This window comes from Mycolicibacterium sp. XJ662, assembly GCF_053484035.1.
The window spans coordinates 70,342-86,808 of record NZ_JBEFTL010000014.1 but is presented as its reverse complement, the minus strand read 5'-3'; the positions used below and the strand labels follow the sequence as shown (position 1 = coordinate 86,808).

23 protein-coding genes and 1 tRNA gene are annotated in these 16,467 nt (G+C 67.3%); 15 read left to right on the top strand and 9 right to left on the bottom strand.

The features are described from left to right. Positions 1-6 precede the first annotated feature (6 nt). From ABQE93_RS25440 to ABQE93_RS25395, 10 genes are all read left to right on the top strand, one after another. Complete coding sequence (locus tag ABQE93_RS25440) at positions 7-1,029, top strand: P1 family peptidase (RefSeq protein WP_448411583.1); 1,023 nt, start codon at positions 7-9, stop codon at positions 1,027-1,029. A 37-nt stretch (positions 1,030-1,066) separates the two neighbouring features. Then, positions 1,067-1,492 carry a M67 family metallopeptidase gene (locus tag ABQE93_RS25435; RefSeq protein ID WP_448411581.1) on the top strand — a complete coding sequence of 142 codons (426 nt, stop codon included), beginning with the start codon at positions 1,067-1,069 and terminating at the stop codon, positions 1,490-1,492. After that, the gene (locus tag ABQE93_RS25430; protein ID WP_448411579.1) at positions 1,489-1,785 is read left to right on the top strand and encodes a MoaD/ThiS family protein; all 297 of its coding nucleotides are present in this window, start codon (positions 1,489-1,491) and stop codon (positions 1,783-1,785) included. The genes ABQE93_RS25435 and ABQE93_RS25430 overlap by 4 nt, the downstream gene beginning before the upstream one ends. After that, a complete protein-coding gene (locus ABQE93_RS25425; RefSeq protein ID WP_448411578.1) occupies positions 1,782-2,756 on the top strand; it encodes a cysteine synthase in 975 nt (324 codons plus the stop codon). Before ABQE93_RS25430 ends, ABQE93_RS25425 begins: the two co-directional genes overlap by 4 nt. Beyond that, positions 2,753-3,430 (top strand): rhomboid family intramembrane serine protease, encoded by a 678-nt coding sequence (locus ABQE93_RS25420; protein ID WP_448411576.1) that lies wholly within the window; start codon positions 2,753-2,755, stop codon positions 3,428-3,430. Before ABQE93_RS25425 ends, ABQE93_RS25420 begins: the two co-directional genes overlap by 4 nt. After that, complete coding sequence (gene murI, locus ABQE93_RS25415; RefSeq protein ID WP_448411574.1) at positions 3,427-4,275, top strand: glutamate racemase; 849 nt, start codon at positions 3,427-3,429, stop codon at positions 4,273-4,275. The genes ABQE93_RS25420 and murI overlap by 4 nt, the downstream gene beginning before the upstream one ends. Before the next feature lie 73 nt (positions 4,276-4,348). Next, entirely contained in the window at positions 4,349-5,116 is a 768-nt protein-coding gene (locus ABQE93_RS25410) for a cyclic nucleotide-degrading phosphodiesterase (protein WP_448411572.1), read from the top strand. A 104-nt stretch (positions 5,117-5,220) separates the two neighbouring features. Further along, positions 5,221-6,003 carry a ribonuclease PH gene (gene rph, locus ABQE93_RS25405; protein WP_448411570.1) on the top strand — a complete coding sequence of 261 codons (783 nt, stop codon included), beginning with the start codon at positions 5,221-5,223 and terminating at the stop codon, positions 6,001-6,003. Continuing rightward, positions 6,000-6,614 carry an RdgB/HAM1 family non-canonical purine NTP pyrophosphatase gene (rdgB, locus tag ABQE93_RS25400; RefSeq protein ID WP_448411638.1) on the top strand — a complete coding sequence of 205 codons (615 nt, stop codon included), beginning with the start codon at positions 6,000-6,002 and terminating at the stop codon, positions 6,612-6,614. The genes rph and rdgB overlap by 4 nt, the downstream gene beginning before the upstream one ends. 159 nt (positions 6,615-6,773) lie before the next feature. Further along, a complete protein-coding gene (locus tag ABQE93_RS25395; RefSeq protein ID WP_448411568.1) occupies positions 6,774-8,243 on the top strand; it encodes an MFS transporter in 1,470 nt (489 codons plus the stop codon). On the opposite strand, the gene ABQE93_RS25390 is transcribed toward ABQE93_RS25395, so the two are convergent. From ABQE93_RS25390 to ABQE93_RS25380, 3 genes are read right to left on the bottom strand one after another with little or no spacing between them, the layout of a single operon-like run. Beyond that, positions 8,221-8,559, bottom strand: coding sequence for a DUF3817 domain-containing protein (locus ABQE93_RS25390; protein WP_448394894.1), 339 nt, complete (start codon positions 8,557-8,559; stop codon positions 8,221-8,223). The two genes, ABQE93_RS25395 and ABQE93_RS25390, sit on opposite strands and share 23 nt — an antisense overlap. After that, the gene (locus ABQE93_RS25385; protein WP_448411566.1) at positions 8,556-8,927 is read right to left on the bottom strand and encodes a hypothetical protein; all 372 of its coding nucleotides are present in this window, start codon (positions 8,925-8,927) and stop codon (positions 8,556-8,558) included. Before ABQE93_RS25385 ends, ABQE93_RS25390 begins: the two co-directional genes overlap by 4 nt. Next, entirely contained in the window at positions 8,908-9,072 is a 165-nt protein-coding gene (locus tag ABQE93_RS25380; protein ID WP_448411564.1) for a hypothetical protein, read from the bottom strand. The genes ABQE93_RS25385 and ABQE93_RS25380 overlap by 20 nt, the downstream gene beginning before the upstream one ends. A gap of 72 nt (positions 9,073-9,144) precedes the next feature. On the opposite strand from ABQE93_RS25380, the gene ABQE93_RS25375 reads away from it, so the two are divergent. Further along, positions 9,145-9,226, top strand: a tRNA-Leu gene (locus tag ABQE93_RS25375). A 108-nt stretch (positions 9,227-9,334) separates the two neighbouring features. Here the strand turns inward: ABQE93_RS25375 and ABQE93_RS25370 are convergent. Both ABQE93_RS25370 and ABQE93_RS25365 read right to left on the bottom strand, forming a co-directional pair. Further along, positions 9,335-9,601, bottom strand: coding sequence for a hypothetical protein (locus ABQE93_RS25370; protein ID WP_448411562.1), 267 nt, complete (start codon positions 9,599-9,601; stop codon positions 9,335-9,337). Between the two features lie 63 nt (positions 9,602-9,664). Further along, on the bottom strand, positions 9,665-10,024 hold the full coding sequence (locus tag ABQE93_RS25365) for a WhiB family transcriptional regulator (RefSeq protein ID WP_448411561.1): 360 nt from the start codon (positions 10,022-10,024) through the stop codon (positions 9,665-9,667). A gap of 95 nt (positions 10,025-10,119) precedes the next feature. Here ABQE93_RS25365 and ABQE93_RS25360 point away from each other — a divergent pair, with 95 nt between their 5' ends. Beyond that, positions 10,120-10,725, top strand: coding sequence for a TetR/AcrR family transcriptional regulator (locus ABQE93_RS25360; protein WP_448411559.1), 606 nt, complete (start codon positions 10,120-10,122; stop codon positions 10,723-10,725). Here ABQE93_RS25360 and ABQE93_RS25355 read toward each other — a convergent pair. After that, positions 10,722-11,573, bottom strand: a complete 852-nt coding sequence (locus tag ABQE93_RS25355; RefSeq protein ID WP_448411557.1) for an AraC family transcriptional regulator — start codon at positions 11,571-11,573, stop codon at positions 10,722-10,724. The two genes, ABQE93_RS25360 and ABQE93_RS25355, sit on opposite strands and share 4 nt — an antisense overlap. A gap of 36 nt (positions 11,574-11,609) precedes the next feature. Between ABQE93_RS25355 and ABQE93_RS25350 the strand changes: the two genes are divergently transcribed. Beyond that, positions 11,610-12,872 carry an amidohydrolase family protein gene (locus tag ABQE93_RS25350; RefSeq protein ID WP_448411555.1) on the top strand — a complete coding sequence of 421 codons (1,263 nt, stop codon included), beginning with the start codon at positions 11,610-11,612 and terminating at the stop codon, positions 12,870-12,872. 4 nt (positions 12,873-12,876) lie between these two features. On the opposite strand, the gene ABQE93_RS25345 is transcribed toward ABQE93_RS25350, so the two are convergent. The 3 genes from ABQE93_RS25345 to ABQE93_RS25335 are packed head-to-tail and all read right to left on the bottom strand — an operon-like array spanning position 12,877 to position 14,978. After that, positions 12,877-13,107, bottom strand: a complete 231-nt coding sequence (locus tag ABQE93_RS25345) for a hypothetical protein (protein WP_448411553.1) — start codon at positions 13,105-13,107, stop codon at positions 12,877-12,879. Then, positions 13,104-14,177 (bottom strand): NAD(P)H-dependent amine dehydrogenase family protein, encoded by a 1,074-nt coding sequence (locus tag ABQE93_RS25340; RefSeq protein WP_448411552.1) that lies wholly within the window; start codon positions 14,175-14,177, stop codon positions 13,104-13,106. The genes ABQE93_RS25345 and ABQE93_RS25340 overlap by 4 nt, the downstream gene beginning before the upstream one ends. Before the next feature lie 12 nt (positions 14,178-14,189). Continuing rightward, positions 14,190-14,978 carry an SDR family NAD(P)-dependent oxidoreductase gene (locus ABQE93_RS25335; RefSeq protein WP_448411551.1) on the bottom strand — a complete coding sequence of 263 codons (789 nt, stop codon included), beginning with the start codon at positions 14,976-14,978 and terminating at the stop codon, positions 14,190-14,192. A 74-nt stretch (positions 14,979-15,052) separates the two neighbouring features. On the opposite strand from ABQE93_RS25335, the gene ABQE93_RS25330 reads away from it, so the two are divergent. Beyond that, on the top strand, positions 15,053-15,652 hold the full coding sequence (locus ABQE93_RS25330; RefSeq protein WP_448411549.1) for a TetR family transcriptional regulator: 600 nt from the start codon (positions 15,053-15,055) through the stop codon (positions 15,650-15,652). 78 nt (positions 15,653-15,730) lie between these two features. Further along, complete coding sequence (locus ABQE93_RS25325; protein WP_448411547.1) at positions 15,731-16,411, top strand: hypothetical protein; 681 nt, start codon at positions 15,731-15,733, stop codon at positions 16,409-16,411. The last annotated feature ends 56 nt before the right edge of the window (positions 16,412-16,467 follow it).

Here is a 16,467-nt window from a genome sequence, read left to right as displayed (position 1 = left end):
AGAACAGTGACGGGTTCGATCACCGACGTCGCAGGCATCCTCGTCGGGCAGCACCATCAGATCGACGCCGACGCCACGCTCGGGTCCGGATGGGCCAGCGGCACCACGGTGGTGCTCGCACCGCCGGGCACCGTCGGCGCCGTCGACGGGCGCGGCGGTGCCCCCGGTACCCGCGAGACCGACCTGCTCGACCCGAGCAACTCGGTGCGCCACGTCGACGCCGTGGTGCTGTCGGGCGGCAGCGCGTTCGGACTGGCCAGCGCCGACGGCGTGATGCGGTTCCTGGAGGAACAGGGCCGCGGGGTGGCGATGGAGGGCGGGGTGGTGCCGATCGTGCCCGCCGCGGTGGTCTTCGACCTGCCCGTCGGCGGTTGGGCGTGCCGGCCGACGCCGGAGTTCGGCTACACCGCGGCCCAGAGCGCAGGCACCGAGGTCGTGCTCGGCACCGTCGGCGCGGGCACCGGAGCGCGCGCCGGTGTGCTCAAGGGCGGCGTCGGTACGGCGTCGACGACGCTGGAGTCCGGCGTGACCGTCGGGGCGGTGGTGATCGTCAACTCCGCCGGTGACGTGGTCGACCCGGCGACCGGGTTGCCGTGGCTGGCCGACCAGATCGACGAATTCGGTTTGGTGGCGCCGCCGGCCGACCAGATCGCCGCCTACGCCGGCCGGCACCAGGAGTTCAGCCCGCTCAACACCACGATCGCCGTCGTCGCCACCGACGCGGTCCTGAGCAAGGCGGGGTGCCGGCGCGTCGCGGTCGCCGCGCACGACGGCCTGGCCCGCACCATCCGCCCGTGTCACACCCCGCTCGATGGCGATACGGTGTTTGCACTGGCCACCGGTGCCGTCGAGGTACCGCTGGATCCCACCACCCCGGCATCGATGTCGCCGGAGACGCCGCTGATCACCGCGATCGGGGCGGCCGCCGCGGACTGTCTGGCCCGCGCGGTGCTGGCGGGTGTGCTCGCGGCGGAGTCGGTGGCCGGAATACCGACGTACCGGGACATGTTGCCCGGAGCGTTCCGGTGACCCGCCCACGAACAGGGCCCGCAGAAAGGGAACGGCAGTGCTGGTGATCCGCGCCGACCTGGTCGACGCCATGGTCGCGCATGCCCGCGCCGACCACCCCGACGAGGCGTGCGGGATCATCGCCGGACCGGAAGGTTCCGATCGTCCCGAGCGGTTCATCGCGATGGTCAACGCCGAACGCTCGCCGACGTTCTACCGCTTCGACTCGATGGAGCAGTTGCGCGTCCACCGCGCGATGGAAGAGGCCGACGAGGCCCCGATCGTCATCTATCACTCCCACACCGCCACCGAGGCCTATCCCAGTCGCACCGACATCTCGCTGGCCCAGGAACCCGACGCGCACTACGTGCTGGTGTCGACCCGTGACCCCGACGCGCACGAACTGCGCAGCTACCGCATCGTCGACGGCGTCGTCACCGAGGAACCCGTCAAGATCGTCGAGCAGTACGAGGAGAAACCATGAGCGTGAACGTCTCGATCCCGACCATCCTTCGCCCCCACACCGGCGGCGAAAAGCGGGTGACCGCATCCGGTGACACCCTGGCCGCCGTCATCAGCGACCTCGAGGCGAACTACTCCGGCATCGCCGAGCGGCTGGTCGACTCCAACAACCCGGGCAAACTGCACCGCTTCGTCAACATCTACGTCAACGACGAGGACGTGCGGTTCTCCGGCGGGCTGGACACCTCGATCTCCGACGGCGACTCGGTGACTATCCTTCCCGCCGTCGCAGGGGGCGCAGTGGGCGTCCGATGACCCGTTACGAGTCGCTGCTCGACGCGCTCGGTGACACCCCGCTGGTCGGGCTGCGCCGGCTGTCGCCGCGCTGGGACGACGAGCCCGACGGCGCACCGCACGTGCGGCTGTGGGCCAAGCTCGAGGACCGCAACCCCACCGGCTCCATCAAGGACCGCCCCGCGCTGCGGATGATCGAAGACGCCGAACGCGGCGGCCTGCTGCGGCCCGGCGCCACGATCCTGGAGCCCACCAGCGGCAACACCGGGATTTCGTTGGCGATGGCCGCGCTGCTCAAGGGCTACCGAATGATCTGCGTGATGCCCGAGAACACCTCGATCGAACGCCGTCAGCTGCTCGAGCTCTACGGCGCGCAGATCATCTTCTCCCCGGCCGAAGGCGGCTCCAACACCGCGGTGGCGCACGCGAAAGAGCTTGCCCGACAGAACCCGTCGTGGGTGATGCTCTACCAGTACGGCAATGCCTCCAACACCCTGTCGCACTATGAGGGCACCGCGCCCGAGCTGTTGGCCGACCTGCCCGAGATCACCCACTTCGTCGCGGGCCTCGGCACCACGGGCACGCTGATGGGCACCGGGCGCTATCTGCGTGAGCAGGTGCCCGGCGTGCAGATCGTGGCCGCCGAACCCCGCTACGGCGAGGGGGTGTACGCGCTGCGCAACATCGACGAGGGGTTCGTCCCCGAGCTCTACGACCCCGACGTGCTGACCACCCGCTTCTCCGTCGGCTCCTATGACGCCGTCAAGCGCACCCGCGAACTGGTGCAGGTCGAGGGAATCTTCGCCGGCATCTCGACCGGCGCGGTGCTGCACGCCGCGCTGGGCATGGCGGCCAAGGCGGTCAAGTCAGGTCAGCGCGCCGACATCGCGTTCGTGGTCGCCGACGCGGGTTGGAAGTATCTGTCGACCGGTGCCTACGCCGGTAGCCTGGATGAGGCCGAAGACGCGTTGGAAGGACAGCTGTGGGCATGACAGGCACGGGCGGATACCCCGGCGCGCCCGGACCCCCGCAGCCCAAGAAGCGCCCCGCCTGGCTGGTCGGCGGCCTGACCATCGTCAGCTTCGTGGTGCTGCTGTGGCTGATCGAGCTGTGGGACTCGCTGACCGGACATCGCCTGGACGACAACGGCATCCGGCCGCTGGAAGGCGACGGCCTGGTGGGCATCCTGTTCGCCCCGCTGCTGCATTCGGACTGGGATCACCTGATCGCCAACTCCATTCCTGCGCTGGTCCTTGGATTCCTGATGACGCTGGCGGGGATGTCACGGTTCATTTTCGCCACCGCGATCGTGTGGATTCTCGGCGGCTTCGGCACCTGGTTGATCGGCAACGTCGGCACCTACTGCCCGTACGTGCGCTGCGAGACCAACCACATCGGCGCGTCGGGGCTGATCTTCGGCTGGCTCGCTTTTCTGATCGTGTTCGGCTTCTTCACCCGCAAGATCTGGGAGATCGTCATCGGCGTCGTCGTGTTGCTGCTCTACGGCAGCATTTTGCTCGGCGTGCTGCCCGGCACCCCGGGCGTCTCCTGGCAGGGCCACCTGAGCGGGGCCGTCGCCGGCGTTATCGCCGCCTACGTGCTGTCCGGGCCCGAACGCAAGGCGCGGGCGCTGCGGCGGCCGGTCGAGCCGCCGCGGCTGACGTGACCGGACCTTCGGCGGACGCGGCCCTGCCCGTCGGCATCTTCGATTCGGGGGTCGGCGGGCTGACGGTGGCCCGCGCGATCATCGACCAGCTGCCCGACGAGGACGTCGTCTACGTCGGCGACACCGCCAACGGACCGTACGGGCCGCTGACCATTCCCCGGATCCGCGCGCACGCGCTGGCGATCGGCGACGACCTGGTGGCGCGCGGTGTGAAGGCGTTGGTGATCGCCTGCAACTCCGCGTCGGCGGCGTGCCTGCGCGACGCCAGGGAACGCTACGCGCCGGTGCCCGTCGTCGAGGTGATCCTGCCCGCGGTGCGCCGCGCGGTCGCCGCGACCCGCAACGGCCGCATCGGGGTCATCGGCACCGAGGCGACCATCGCGTCGGGGGCCTACCAGGACGCCTTCGGCGCCGCACGCGACACCGAGGTGACCGCGGTGGCGTGTCCGCGGTTCGTCGACTTCGTCGAGCGGGGCGTGACCAGTGGGCGCCAGGTATTAGGTCTGGCCGAGGGTTACCTCGAGCCGCTGCAACGCGCCGAGGTCGACACCTTGGTGCTGGGCTGCACCCACTATCCGATGCTGTCGGGGCTGATCCAGCTGGCGATGGGCGAGCATGTGACGCTGGTGTCCAGCGCGGAGGAGACCGCCAAGGACCTGCTGCGGGTGCTCACCGAACTGGATTTGCTGCGTCCTCACCGCGAGCATCCGGACGGCCGGGGTGCGCAGCGGATCTTCGAGGCGACCGGTGATCCCGAGTCGTTCACCGCACTTGCCGCCCGGTTCCTCGGTCCGTCACTGGACGGTGTTCGACCTGTTCAACGTCACGTCGGCGCCGCCAAGTGATCTACCGCAAGAAAGAACCGCAAACAGGCGATGTCTTCGTCAATTGCGTGACGGGCATGGCAAGCTAGAAGACGTGCGAATCACCGTACTCGGTTGCTCCGGCAGTGTCGTCGGACCTGATTCGCCCGCGTCTGGTTACTTGGTCACGGCTCCGGATACCCCGCCGCTGATCGTCGATTTCGGCGGCGGTGTGCTGGGTGCGCTGCAGCGTTACGCCGATCCCAACGATGTGCACGTGCTGCTGTCGCATCTGCACGCCGACCACTGCCTTGACCTTCCCGGGTTGTTCGTCTGGCGGCGCTACCACCCGGCCCCGGCCCAGGAGCGTGGCGTGCTGTACGGGCCGGCGAACACGTGGGCGCGGTTGGGCGCGGCGTCCTCGCCGGAGGGCGGTGAGATCGACGACTTCTCCGATGTCTTCGAGGTGCGCCACTGGATGCACGATCAGCCGGTGACGATCGGCTCGCTGACCGTGGTGCCCAAGCTGGTCTGCCACCCGACCGAGTCCTACGGTCTGCGCTTCACCAACCCGTCCGGTGCGACGTTCGTCTACAGCGGGGACACCGGCTACTGCGACGCGCTGATCGAGTTGGCCCGCGACGCCGATGTGTTCCTGTGCGAGGCGTCGTGGACGCATTCCCCGGACCGCCCACCCAACCTGCATCTGTCGGGCACCGACGCCGGGCGCGCGGCCGCCGAGGCCGGCGTCGGCGAGCTGTTGTTGACTCATATCCCGCCGTGGACGTCGCGCGAGGACGTCATCAGCGAGGCGAAGGCGGAGTTCAATGGCCCGGTGCACGCGGTGGTGTGCGGGGAGGCGTTCGACGTCCCCCGCAAGTGAGCCTGTTTTTCTCGCCCGAAGGGACGAACGGGCGCGAAAGTGCGAGAAGAACGCGACAAAACGTCGCTCTCGGCGATGACGGGGGCACCCGATAGGGTTGGCCCGTGTCCACACGAGAAGACGGCCGACGCGACGACGAACTGCGCCCGGTGCGCATCACCCGCGGCTTCACCACCCATCCCGCCGGGTCGGTGCTGGTGGAGTTCGGCGAAACCCGCGTCATGTGCACCGCCAGCGTCAACGAAGGTGTGCCGCGCTGGCGTAAGGGCACCGGGCAGGGCTGGCTGACCGCCGAATACGCGATGCTGCCCGCCGCCACCCACGAACGTTCCGACCGCGAATCGGTCAAGGGCCGCGTCGGCGGACGCACGCAGGAGATCAGCCGGCTGGTCGGCCGGTCGCTTCGCGCGTGCATCGACCTGGGTGCGCTGGGGGAGAACACCATCGCGATCGACTGCGACGTCCTGCAGGCCGACGGCGGCACCCGAACCGCCGCGATCACCGGCGCCTACGTGGCGCTGGCCGATGCGGTGACCTACCTGTCGGCGGCCGGCAAGCTGTCGGACCCGCGGCCGCTGTCGTGCGCGATCGCGGCGGTCAGCGTCGGCGTCGTCGACGGTCGCATCCGCGTCGACCTGCCCTACACCGAGGACTCCCGCGCCGAGGTCGACATGAACGTCGTCGCCACCGACACCGGAACGCTCGTGGAGATCCAGGGCACCGGCGAAGGCGCGACGTTCCCACGCTCGACGCTGGACAAGATGCTCGACGCCGCGATGGCGGCCTGCGAGCAGATCTTTGAAATCCAGCGCCAAGCACTGGAATTGCCTTATCCGGGGGAGCTGCCCGAAGCTGCGGAGCCGCCGAAGAAGGCGTTCGGAAGCTGACCTCGCTGCTGGTGGCCAGCCGCAACCGCAAGAAGCTGGCCGAACTGCACCGGGTGCTCGACGCCGCCGGGGTGTCCGGGTTGACCTTGCTGTCCCTGGACGACGTGGCGCCCTTCGACGAGGCGCCGGAGACCGGCGCGACGTTCGAAGAGAATGCACTGGCCAAGGCGCGCGACGCTTTTCGGGCCACCGGGCTGGCCACGGTCGCCGATGACTCCGGGCTGGAAGTCGACGCGTTGAACGGGATGCCGGGGGTGCTGTCGGCGCGGTGGTCGGGCGCGGCCGGCGATGCCGCCGAAAAGGACCGAGCCAACACCGCGTTGCTGCTGGCGCAGTTGCGCGACGTGCCCGACGGGCGGCGCGGTGCGGCGTTCGTATCGGCGTGCGCGCTGGTGCACGCCGCGGGGGAGACCGTCGTACGTGGGACCTGGCCCGGCAGCATCGCGCGCGAGCCCCGCGGCGACGGCGGCTTCGGCTACGACCCGGTGTTCCTACCCGCCGGCTCGACGCGCACCGCCGCCGAGCTGAGCCCGGCGGAGAAGGACGCCGCGTCGCATCGCGGCCGGGCGTTGACCGCGCTGCTGCCGGCGCTGCGCGGACTGGCCGGCTGAAGGGGTCGGGACGGACGTGCGAGCGTGCGGTTTCATCCGCAACACGCCGCGGTGCGCGGATCAAAATGCACATTCGCGGCCCGGATGAGGCCGGAGGCGCCTGACCCGGGCTGACCACGCAAATTTTGTATAGCCGACCTAATCGGTAGCATCCCCGAGATGCGCAGCCGTCTCGCTACCTCAGGCGTCGACGGCACACGCACCCGTCACCCGGCGATCGTCGTCGCCGTGCTCGCGGCCGCCGGCATCAGCGTGTCGCTGATGCAGACCCTGGTGATCCCGCTGATCCCCGAACTACCGGCGCTGCTGCACACCAACGCCGCGAACGCATCATGGGTGATCACCGCGACGCTGCTCACCGCGTCGGTGGCGACCCCGGTGTTCGGCCGGCTCGGCGACATGTACGGCCCCAGGCCGATCCTTCTGCTCTGCGCAGTCATCCTGACGGCCGGTTCGTTGATCGCGGCGACGACGAGCACGTTGCTTCCGGTGATCGTCGGCCGCGCACTGCAGGGTTTCGGCATCCCGATCATCCCGCTGGGCATCAGCGTGCTGCGCGCATCGGTGCCCCCACACCGGGTCGGAACCGCGATGGGGCTGATGAGCTCGTCGCTGGGCGTCGGCGGGGCGCTGGGCCTTCCGCTGTCGGCGATCATCGCCGACCGATTCGACTGGCACGCGTTGTTCTGGTTCGCCGCGGCGCTGGGCGTCGCGTCCGGGGTGCTGTTCGCGGCGCTGGTTCCGCGGATACCGCCGACGTCGAGCGACCGCTTCGACCCGCTCGGCACGCTCGGCCTCGGTGTCGGGCTCGTGACGTTGCTGCTCGGCATCTCCAAGGGCGGGGACTGGGGCTGGACGAGCGCGACGACGGTGGCGATGTTCGTCACGTCGATCGTCGTCTTCGGCCTGTTCGGGCTGTGGCAGTTCCGCACCGCCGCGCCGATCGTCGACCTGCGCACCACGTTGAAGCGCCCCGTGCTGAGCACCAACATGGCGTCGATCGCGGTGGGTTTCGCGTTGTTCGCGATGTCGTTGATCGGGCCGCAGGTCTTGGAGTTACCGCCGGCAACCGGTTATGGGTTGGGCCAGAGCATGTTTCAGGCGGGTCTGTGGCTGGCGCCGGGCGGCCTGGCGATGATGATCTCGGCGCCGATCGCGTCTCGGGTGGCCGCCGCGCGCGGGCCGAAGTTCACGCTGATCGCCGGCAGCCTCATCGTGTCCGCGTCGTATCTGGCCGGTTTGGTGTTGATCGGCAGCGCGTGGCAGGTGTCGCTGTTCAACGTGCTGGTCAGCATCGGCGTGGGGTTCGCGTTCGCGTCGATGCCCGCGCTGATCAACGCGGCGGTGCCGATCTCGGAAACCGCCGCGGCCAACGGCATCAACGCGCTGGCGCGGTCGCTGGGGACCTCGATCTCGAGCGCCGTGGTGGGCGCGGTCCTCGCGGGGATGACGATATCGGTCGCGGGCCACGCCTACCCGTCGCTGACCGCCCTGCGCATCGCGCTGGTCATCGCCGCCGCCATGGCCGCGCTCGCCGCGCTGCTTGCCGTGCTGATCCCCGCAGCCGTCGGCGGAGTGGGCGAACCCGCCGAGTTGCGGGAGCCGGTCACAAGCCGAAGCGGTCCTTGATCTCCTTGGTCTGCACCTGCTCGACGATGATGCCGACCAGCGGGATGGTGCCGGCCAGCAGCACGCCGATGGTCTTGGCGATCGGCCAGCGCACCTTCACCGCAAGGTTGGCGGTGAAGAGCAGATAGACGAAGTACACCCAGCCGTGCACGACAGCGATCCAGTTCAGGCCCTCGACGTGGTAGACGTACTTCATCACCATCTCGTAGCACAGCGCGATCAGCCAGATACCCGTCGTCCAGGCGAGGATGCGGTAGCCCAGCAACGCCTTGCGGATGGCGTCGATCGGCGTGGTGGGCGCGGGTGTTTCGGTCATGGCGTCGGCTGTTCCTTGTCTTTTTCTGCGAGCTCGGCGAGGTAGGCGTTGTACTCGCGCAACGCGGGATCGCCGTCGACGGCGGGTTCAGGCTTGCGTCGTTCGGGCAGCAATCCGGCGGGGATCTCGGTGACGGTATCGCGGCTGGCCGGTTCCGGCGGGGCCTCTTCGTAGCGGACGAACTTGAAGTAGGCGTAGACGAGGAACCCGGCGAACATCGGCCACTGCAGCGCATAGCCGAGGTTCTGGAAATCGCCCGCCGTGGACTCGAAGCGGGTCCACTGCCACCACGCCAAGCCCAGGCAGCCGGCGGCGCCGACGATCACCAATGCGATGAGCGCCGGTCTGCTACGCCGTGTAGTGGACACGGTTCAACGGTACCGCGACGGCCTTCGGACCGACGAACTCGTCGAGCCGCGCGGTAGCCGCCTTGCGATAAATGGACACGATGTACTTGCTTGACCGGGTCCAGGGGATGTCGAGCTTGTCGAGCGCGACGGTGAACCGCGTCATGATGTCTTCGGATCGGTTCGAAAAGTGGTACCGGATGCTGCGAAGGCGTAGAGGTACGATCGGCACCGCCCTGCGGGCGTGGCGGAATTGGGATACGCGATGGATTTAGGTTCCATTGTCTTCGGACATGGGGGTTCGAGTCCCCCCGCCCGCACAACTTTTCGTTCGTCGATTTCTGCAGGAGGGTCGTTTGAGCGGGGAATTCGCGACCATTGCGCAGATGTCGACGGTTTATAGTCCCGCCGATCCCGCCGAAGCCGAGTTAGCTGCTCGGTGACACGACCTCTGGCTCAGGGGCGGACTGCCTGACGAAACAGAAGATGCTGCCCGCGGTGCTCACCGCGGCGATCGAGCCGAACACCAGGGCCAACATTCCGTCTCCAACGGTCCAGCTGGCCAGCGCTATCGCGATCGCGATCACGCCTGCGATGTTGAGGAACAGTCCGGTCGTCGCGACGGCCTCCGTCCATGCCTCGGACTTTCTGTCGTCAGAAGGTGCGGAGGTGCGCCCGCGCATCGGTACTCCCATCGGCGATCCAACTCGGTTGCCGATGAATTGACCTAATGGGAAATTTCTAAACGCGTCGTGACGTCAGGCAGAGTGTTCGACCGCGTCCCGGCGGTGGCGCACCGGGTAGCCGTTGAGTTCGGCCAGCGAGCGTAGTTGCCTCAGCGCGAACCGCCGGGCGCGACCCGACTCCGGAATCAGGATGCCGGCCCATATCCCTTCCGCCGCCGGCGTCTCGCACGCCTCCTGCGCGCACCGCCAGCGTCGCGGGCACGCACGGCAGATGGCCTTGGCTCCCTCGTCGGCCGTCATCGTCCATCGATCCGGATCGCGGGTGCACAGGCCCAACGGGATGTCCTCGGTGGTCTTTCCACCGGTCAACGCGGTGCCCGGCAAAGAGACCACTCCCGGGGGTAGTGGGCCGAGCCGTTGGCGGTTCTGCATCCAGTTGGCCTTCCGATGTTGGGGCAGACGGCCGAGCAGCCGACAATACAAGCGTATCGGAATCGACGATACAGGCGTATTGCTAAGCTGTCACGGTGACGATCACCGCCGGCCCGAGCACACGGTCGAGCGTCGAGAAGATCCGTGACGCGGCGCTGCGCACCTTTGCCACGACCGGCACGGCGATGACGTCATTGCGCACGGTCGCCGCGGCCGCCGGGGTGTCCCTCGGCCTGGTGCAGCACCACTTCACGACGAAGGCCGGACTGATCCAGGCCGTCGACGACTACGTGATGTCGGTGGTGAACGCGACGCTGTCGGAGCCGGTCCCCGAACCGCCGGACGATTCGATCTCCGATATCGGGCAGCGGGTGACCCAGTTGGTCAACGAGCACCCAGACGTCGTCGACTACGTCGGGCGTGCCCTGACCGACGGCAGCGCGCTGGGCCGCAAGCTGTTCGACGCGTTGGCGGCCATGGGCGCCGCCCGGTGGCAGCAGCGCAGCGAGCTGGGGTTGACGCGGCCCGATCTCGACCCGACGTGGGCGATGCTGAACCCGCTCGTGCTGGCGCTGGGCACCTTCATCCTGCGTGCCCACATCGAGCGGCATCTGCCCGAGCCGTTCACCACGCCCACCCAGCTGCAGCGTTGGCAGAACGCCGTCGACGGCCTGCTGCGTGACGGACAGATCCGCGATTAAAGCCGTTCGCTACCAACTCTTTTGCGATATGTCGTCGGCGTCTCGCCGCAGAACTGAGTGAACGCGCGGGTGAACGCGCTCAGGCTGTCGAAGCCGACCGCCGACGACGTCGCTTGCACCGACTGACCCGGCGCGGCCAGCAACGCCATGGCGCGCAGCATCCGCGCGTGCAAAAGATATGTCCGCCAAGGAATTCCGAGGGTGTCCTGAAACAGTCGCCGCAAGGTGCGCTCGGATACGGCGACGGCGCGGCTGACGTCTTCGACGGTGGCGGTGTCGAGATGCTCCTTGGTGTAGGCCATGGCCGCCGCGACGATCGGATGCTCGGAGGTCGGCAAGCTCAACGGCGCCTCGTGGTCGAGCGCTTCGCTGACCAGATGGGCCAGGGTGCGGAAGAAGCCGTCGGAGACGTCGTCGCCATCCGGACGGTCGATGGGCCAGCGCAGCGCGTACAGCATCATCTCCCGGATCAGCGGCGAGACCGCGATGATCCGCGCCCGGTCACCGCCGTCGGGAATCAACCGCGGGTCGAACATCACCGCGACGGTCCGCACGTCGGGGTTCATCGTCGCCTGGTGGTCCAGGCCGACGGGGATCCATGCCGCCTGCTGCGGCGGCAGCAGGTAGTGCGCGCAGTCGGTTTCCACCTCGACGACGCCGCCGACGGCGTATTCGATCTGGTGCACGTCGTGAGAGTGCCACCCGGTGATCAGCGCGTCGCCGTGGTAGAGGTAGCTGCCGCCCAGCGCATGGCCGCCGCGGCGCAGGTCGATGACCCGACGCGCGGAGGTGGCGGCCTCGTTGGCCGATTCAGTCAATACTCTGTCCGATCGCGCAGAGACGGTCACACCAGAAGAAGGTACTACTGGGGTATGAGCGAAGGTATGCGACCTGACGACCTGATCCTGGTGAGCATTGACGACCACGTCGTGGAGCCCCCCGATATGTTCCTGCGGCACGTGCCAGCGAAGTACAAGGATGAGGCGCCGATCGTGGTGACCGACGACAAGGGCGTCGACCAGTGGATGTATCAGGGCCGCCCGCAGGGGGTCAGCGGGCTCAACGCGGTGGTGTCGTGGCCGGCTGAGGAGTGGGGCCGCGACCCCGCCGGGTTCGCCGAGATGCGCCCGGGGGTGTACGACGTGCACGAGCGGGTCCGCGACATGAACCGCAACGGCATCCTGGCCTCGATGTGCTTCCCGACGTTCACCGGGTTCTCGGCGCGCCACCTCAACATGACCCGCGAGGACGTCACCCTGGTGATGGTGTCGGCCTACAACGACTGGCACATCGACGAGTGGGCCGGGTCCTACCCGGACCGGTTCATCCCGATCGCCATCTTGCCGACGTGGACGCCCGAGGGCATGTGCAACGAGATCCGCCGCGTCGCCGCCAAGGGGTGCCGCGCGGTCACCATGCCGGAACTGCCGCATCTGGAGGGGCTGCCGAGCTACCACGACGAGGACTACTGGGGCCCGGTGTTCCGCACCTTGTCCGAGGAGAACGTGGTGATGTGTCTGCACATCGGCACCGGGTTCGGCGCGATCAGCATGGCGCCCAACGCGCCGATCGACAACCTGATCATCCTGGCCACCCAGGTGTCGGCGATGTGTGCGCAGGATCTGTTGTGGGGGCCGGCGATGCGCAACTACCCCGACCTGAAATTCGCGTTCTCCGAGGGCGGGATCGGTTGGATCCCGTTCTATCTGGACCGCAGCGACCGCCACTACACCAACCAGAAGTGGCTGCGCCGCGACTTCGGTGACAAGCTGCCCTCCGACGTGTTCCGCGAGCACTCGCTGGCCTGCTACGTCACCGACAAGACGTCGCTGAAGCTGCGTCACGAGATCGGTATCGACATCATCGCCTGGGAGTGCGACTACCCGCACTCGGACTGCTTCTGGCCCGATGCCCCCGAGCAGGTGCTGGCCGAGCTGAACGCCGCGGGTGCCGACGACTCCGACATCAACAAGATCACCTGGCAGAACTCGTGTCGGTTCTTCGGCTGGGACCCGTTCGCGCGCACCCCGCGCGAGCAGGCCACGGTTGGGGCGTTGCGTGCCAAGGCCACTGATGTCGACGTGTCGATCCGTCCGCGCAAGGAGTGGGCGCGCCTCTACCAGCAGAAGCAGCTCGCCAAGGCGTGATGGATCAGCGGCGGTCTGCCTCGCCGCGCGGTGGATCGCCGAGCCTGAGCCGCTGCATCGAGGCCAGAACCGACGCCACGCCGATGGCCAGGAATGCCACAGCCATCAGCAGGAACATCAGCCCGCCGTTGGTGAAGAAGGCGTAACCGCGTAGTGCGCCCATCGCGATGGCGAATATGCCGCCCAGTATCAGCCAGCGCGCCTGGCGCACGGTGGGCGGTACGAGGCTGTTCACCACATCAGCCCGCGGACCATCTCGGCCGGCGGGATGTCCTCGACGGCGATGATTCCCTGAGGGGCGCGGCACACCCAGTCGATCACGTTGACGGCACGCGCCGCCGTGGAGACGCAGCCGGCTTCGGTGACGTCGAGCGTCGGGTGTGACAGCAGGGTGCTCACCTCGACGCGCGGCTCGCCCTCCACGATCACCTTGTGTACGCCGGAGTGGCCCTCGGGCGGATACTCCCAGTCCGGTGCCGCGGCGGGGGTGAGCCGGGTGGTGTGCTCGACGGTGATCACGGGAACTCCGCCGCGCACACCTTCTGCGGCGAACCGGATCCCGGCCAACCCGCCGGGTTCGACGGTCATCAGCTTGCAGGTGATCTGTTTGTCGGTGTACCACGGCTCGTAGCGGTCGCGGACGTCGTCGAGTTCGACGCCGAGATGGCGGGCGAGGTTGCGCACCAGCCCGCCGAAGATCGACGTGATGACGCCGGGCTGAAACGCCATCGGCAGCTCGTCGCCGGGAGCGGCACCGAAACCCATTGCGGTGCCGGTGTACTCGTAGTCGTCGTAGTTGCCGTAGTCGAAGACCTCCGCCACGGTGACCGATTCCGCGCGGGTCACCAGGCTCAACGCGGCCAGTGGCGCGGTATCACCGGAAAAGCCGGGGTCGATGCCGTTGACGTAGAGCGACGAATCACCTGCTGCGCAGGCCTCTTCCAATGGTTTGCGCAGCCAGTCGTCGGCCTGATTCGGTGTCACCAACCACACCATCGACGTGCCGACGACGTTGATGCCCGCGGCGAGGAACTTCGCCATCTCCTCGATCGCCTCCATCGGCCGGGTCTCACCCAGCGCGGTGTAGACCACGCAATCGGGCTTGAGCGCGATGAGCGCGTCGATGTCGTCGGTCGCGATCACGCCGGTCGGTTCGCTGAGCCCGCACAGCTCGGCCGCGTCCTTGCCGATCTTGTCGGGGCTGGCGGCGTGCACACCGACGAGCTCGATATCGGGCCGCCCGATGAGCGCGGGCAACGAGTGCTGTCCGACGTTGCCGGTGGAAAACTGGACCACTCTTCGCATTTCAAGCCTCGATCAGTAGTCGGGGATGGGCAGCGGCAGGTTGTTCGAGTCTATTCCGCCGTCGACGTGGAAGATGGCGTTGGTCGCATAGCAGTCCTTGGTCGATAGGTAGACGCAGAGCCGACCGAGATCCTCGACGTCACCGAGCCGATGCAGCGGAGTGAGCGAGAGCATCGTGTCCAGTGCCCCCGGCATCATATCGAGGCCGCTTTGCAGTCCCTCGGTTGCGAATGAGCCGAGTGCGATGGCATTGACGCGGATCTTCGGCGCCAACTCCTGGGCCATCGCCCGGGTGAGCGCTTCGAGCCCACCCTTCGCGACGCAGTACGCGGTAAGCGCGCGGATGCCGAAACGTGCTGATCCCGAGGAGATGTTGACAATGTTGCCGTGTCCGGCCTCGATCATGTGACGGGCGGCGAGTTGACTCATGATGAACGCTGACGTGACACACCAGTCGAAGGTGTGCCGGAAGTCCTCGTCGGTGATGTCGAGAAACGAGCCGAACGTCGAACCACCCACATTGTTGATGAGGATGTCGATGCGCCCGAACTCATTCATCGCCGTGTTCACCACACGTTCGCCGTCTGGACGGCTGATCGCGTCGGCCACCAGGGCGAGTCCTTTACCGCCAGAATCCTCGATGCCTTTGATCGTGTTGACGATGTCGGACTCGGTGCGCGCTGTGCCGACCACCGTCGCGCCCGCTTCGGCCAGAACCGTGGCGATACCTTGACCCACACCCTTGCCCGCACCGGTGACGATCGCCACCTGCCCGTCGAGATTGAACTGCTCCAACGCCATCGGGCCTCCTCTGTGAAACTGACCGCAGTCAACCATAAATGTCAAGTCGAGGAAAGTGTTGATATCGTCGACGTATGGCAGTGGTGGACAAGCCATCGGCACGTGAGGCCAAGCGGCTACAGACGCGGGAGCGGCTGATGGGTGCGGCCATTGCCGAGTTCAAGCGGGCGGGGATGGCCGAGGCCGACGTGGGCGCGATCGTCGCCGCCGCCGGAGTTGCGCACGGCACGTTCTTCTTTCACTTCCCGACCAAGCAACATGTGTTGCTCGAGTTGGAGCGGCGCGAGGAGGAGCGCATCGCCAAACAACTCGGCCGGTTCGCGGAATCCAGGCGCACGCTGCCTGCGATCCTCAAAGAGGCTGTTCGGCTGGTACTGGGGCTGGAACGCCGCCTGGGCGCGGTACTGTTCAAAGACTTTCTCGCCCTGCACTTCTCGCAGAGCCGGCCTGCCGACGAGAGCCAGGAACACCCGGTGATCGTCAGGGTGGCCCAGGAGATCGAACGCGCCCAACAGGCCGGTCGGGTGGCCCCCGACGTCAATCCCATGAACAGCGCGGTGTTCTTCCTGCTCGGTCTGTACGCCTTGTTGACCACCACGTCCGAGTGGCCCACCCAGAGCGCGATGCTCGACGATTACATCGCCAGGACATTGCGTGGCATCGAGGTCCGCTGACTGGTTGACTTGAGTCAACCGCACTGACAAGCTCATGGCACTTACCGGTTTCAGGAGGTGCCTGTGAATCCGCCCGCGATGACCGCAACCGTAAGCGGGCTCGACGAACACGCCGAGGCCTCACGGCTGGCACAGCGCCAGGCCGACAAGTGGCTCATCTCCGGCAGCGTGCTCATCGGCACCGCAGCGCTCGGGATCTTCGGGCTACCCCTGTTCCTGCGCGGCGTGTGGCTGCTGCGCAGGGCGCATCGCAACGGGCTGTCGGTGCGGCCGATGTTGGTGACGCTGCTGGGATACTGCGTCATCGTCGACGCCGCGATCAACGTGTTCGGCTGGGCGCTGGACCTGGTGGCCCATCACACGATCCTGGCCCGAGTGTTGTTGAACGGCTGGGGTGCGATGTTCGACGCCGGATACTTCTGGCACTACAACGAACTGTGGATCGGCGGTGCGGCCGGGCCGGGGGAGAAGGCGCTCGAAGTCGGCCTGATCCTCACGGTGTTCTGCATGCGCATCGCGGCGGGCATCGGCTTCTTGCAGATGAAGCGCTGGGGTCATCAGTGGATGATCATCACCTGCTGGATGGGCGTGGTGATCTGGTGCGTGTACGTGTTCAACATGACGATGTACGCCGACGTCCGCTACGCCGGAGTGATACTGCCCGTCGTCGGCTGGTGGATCTACGACATCTTCTACATCACCCCCTTCCTCGCCATTCCGTATCTGCACTCGGTGAACAGAGAAATCTTCTCCGACTGATCTCGACTGACTGAACTCATTGACTTCAGTCAGCAGATGCGTTACAAAGAGCGAAC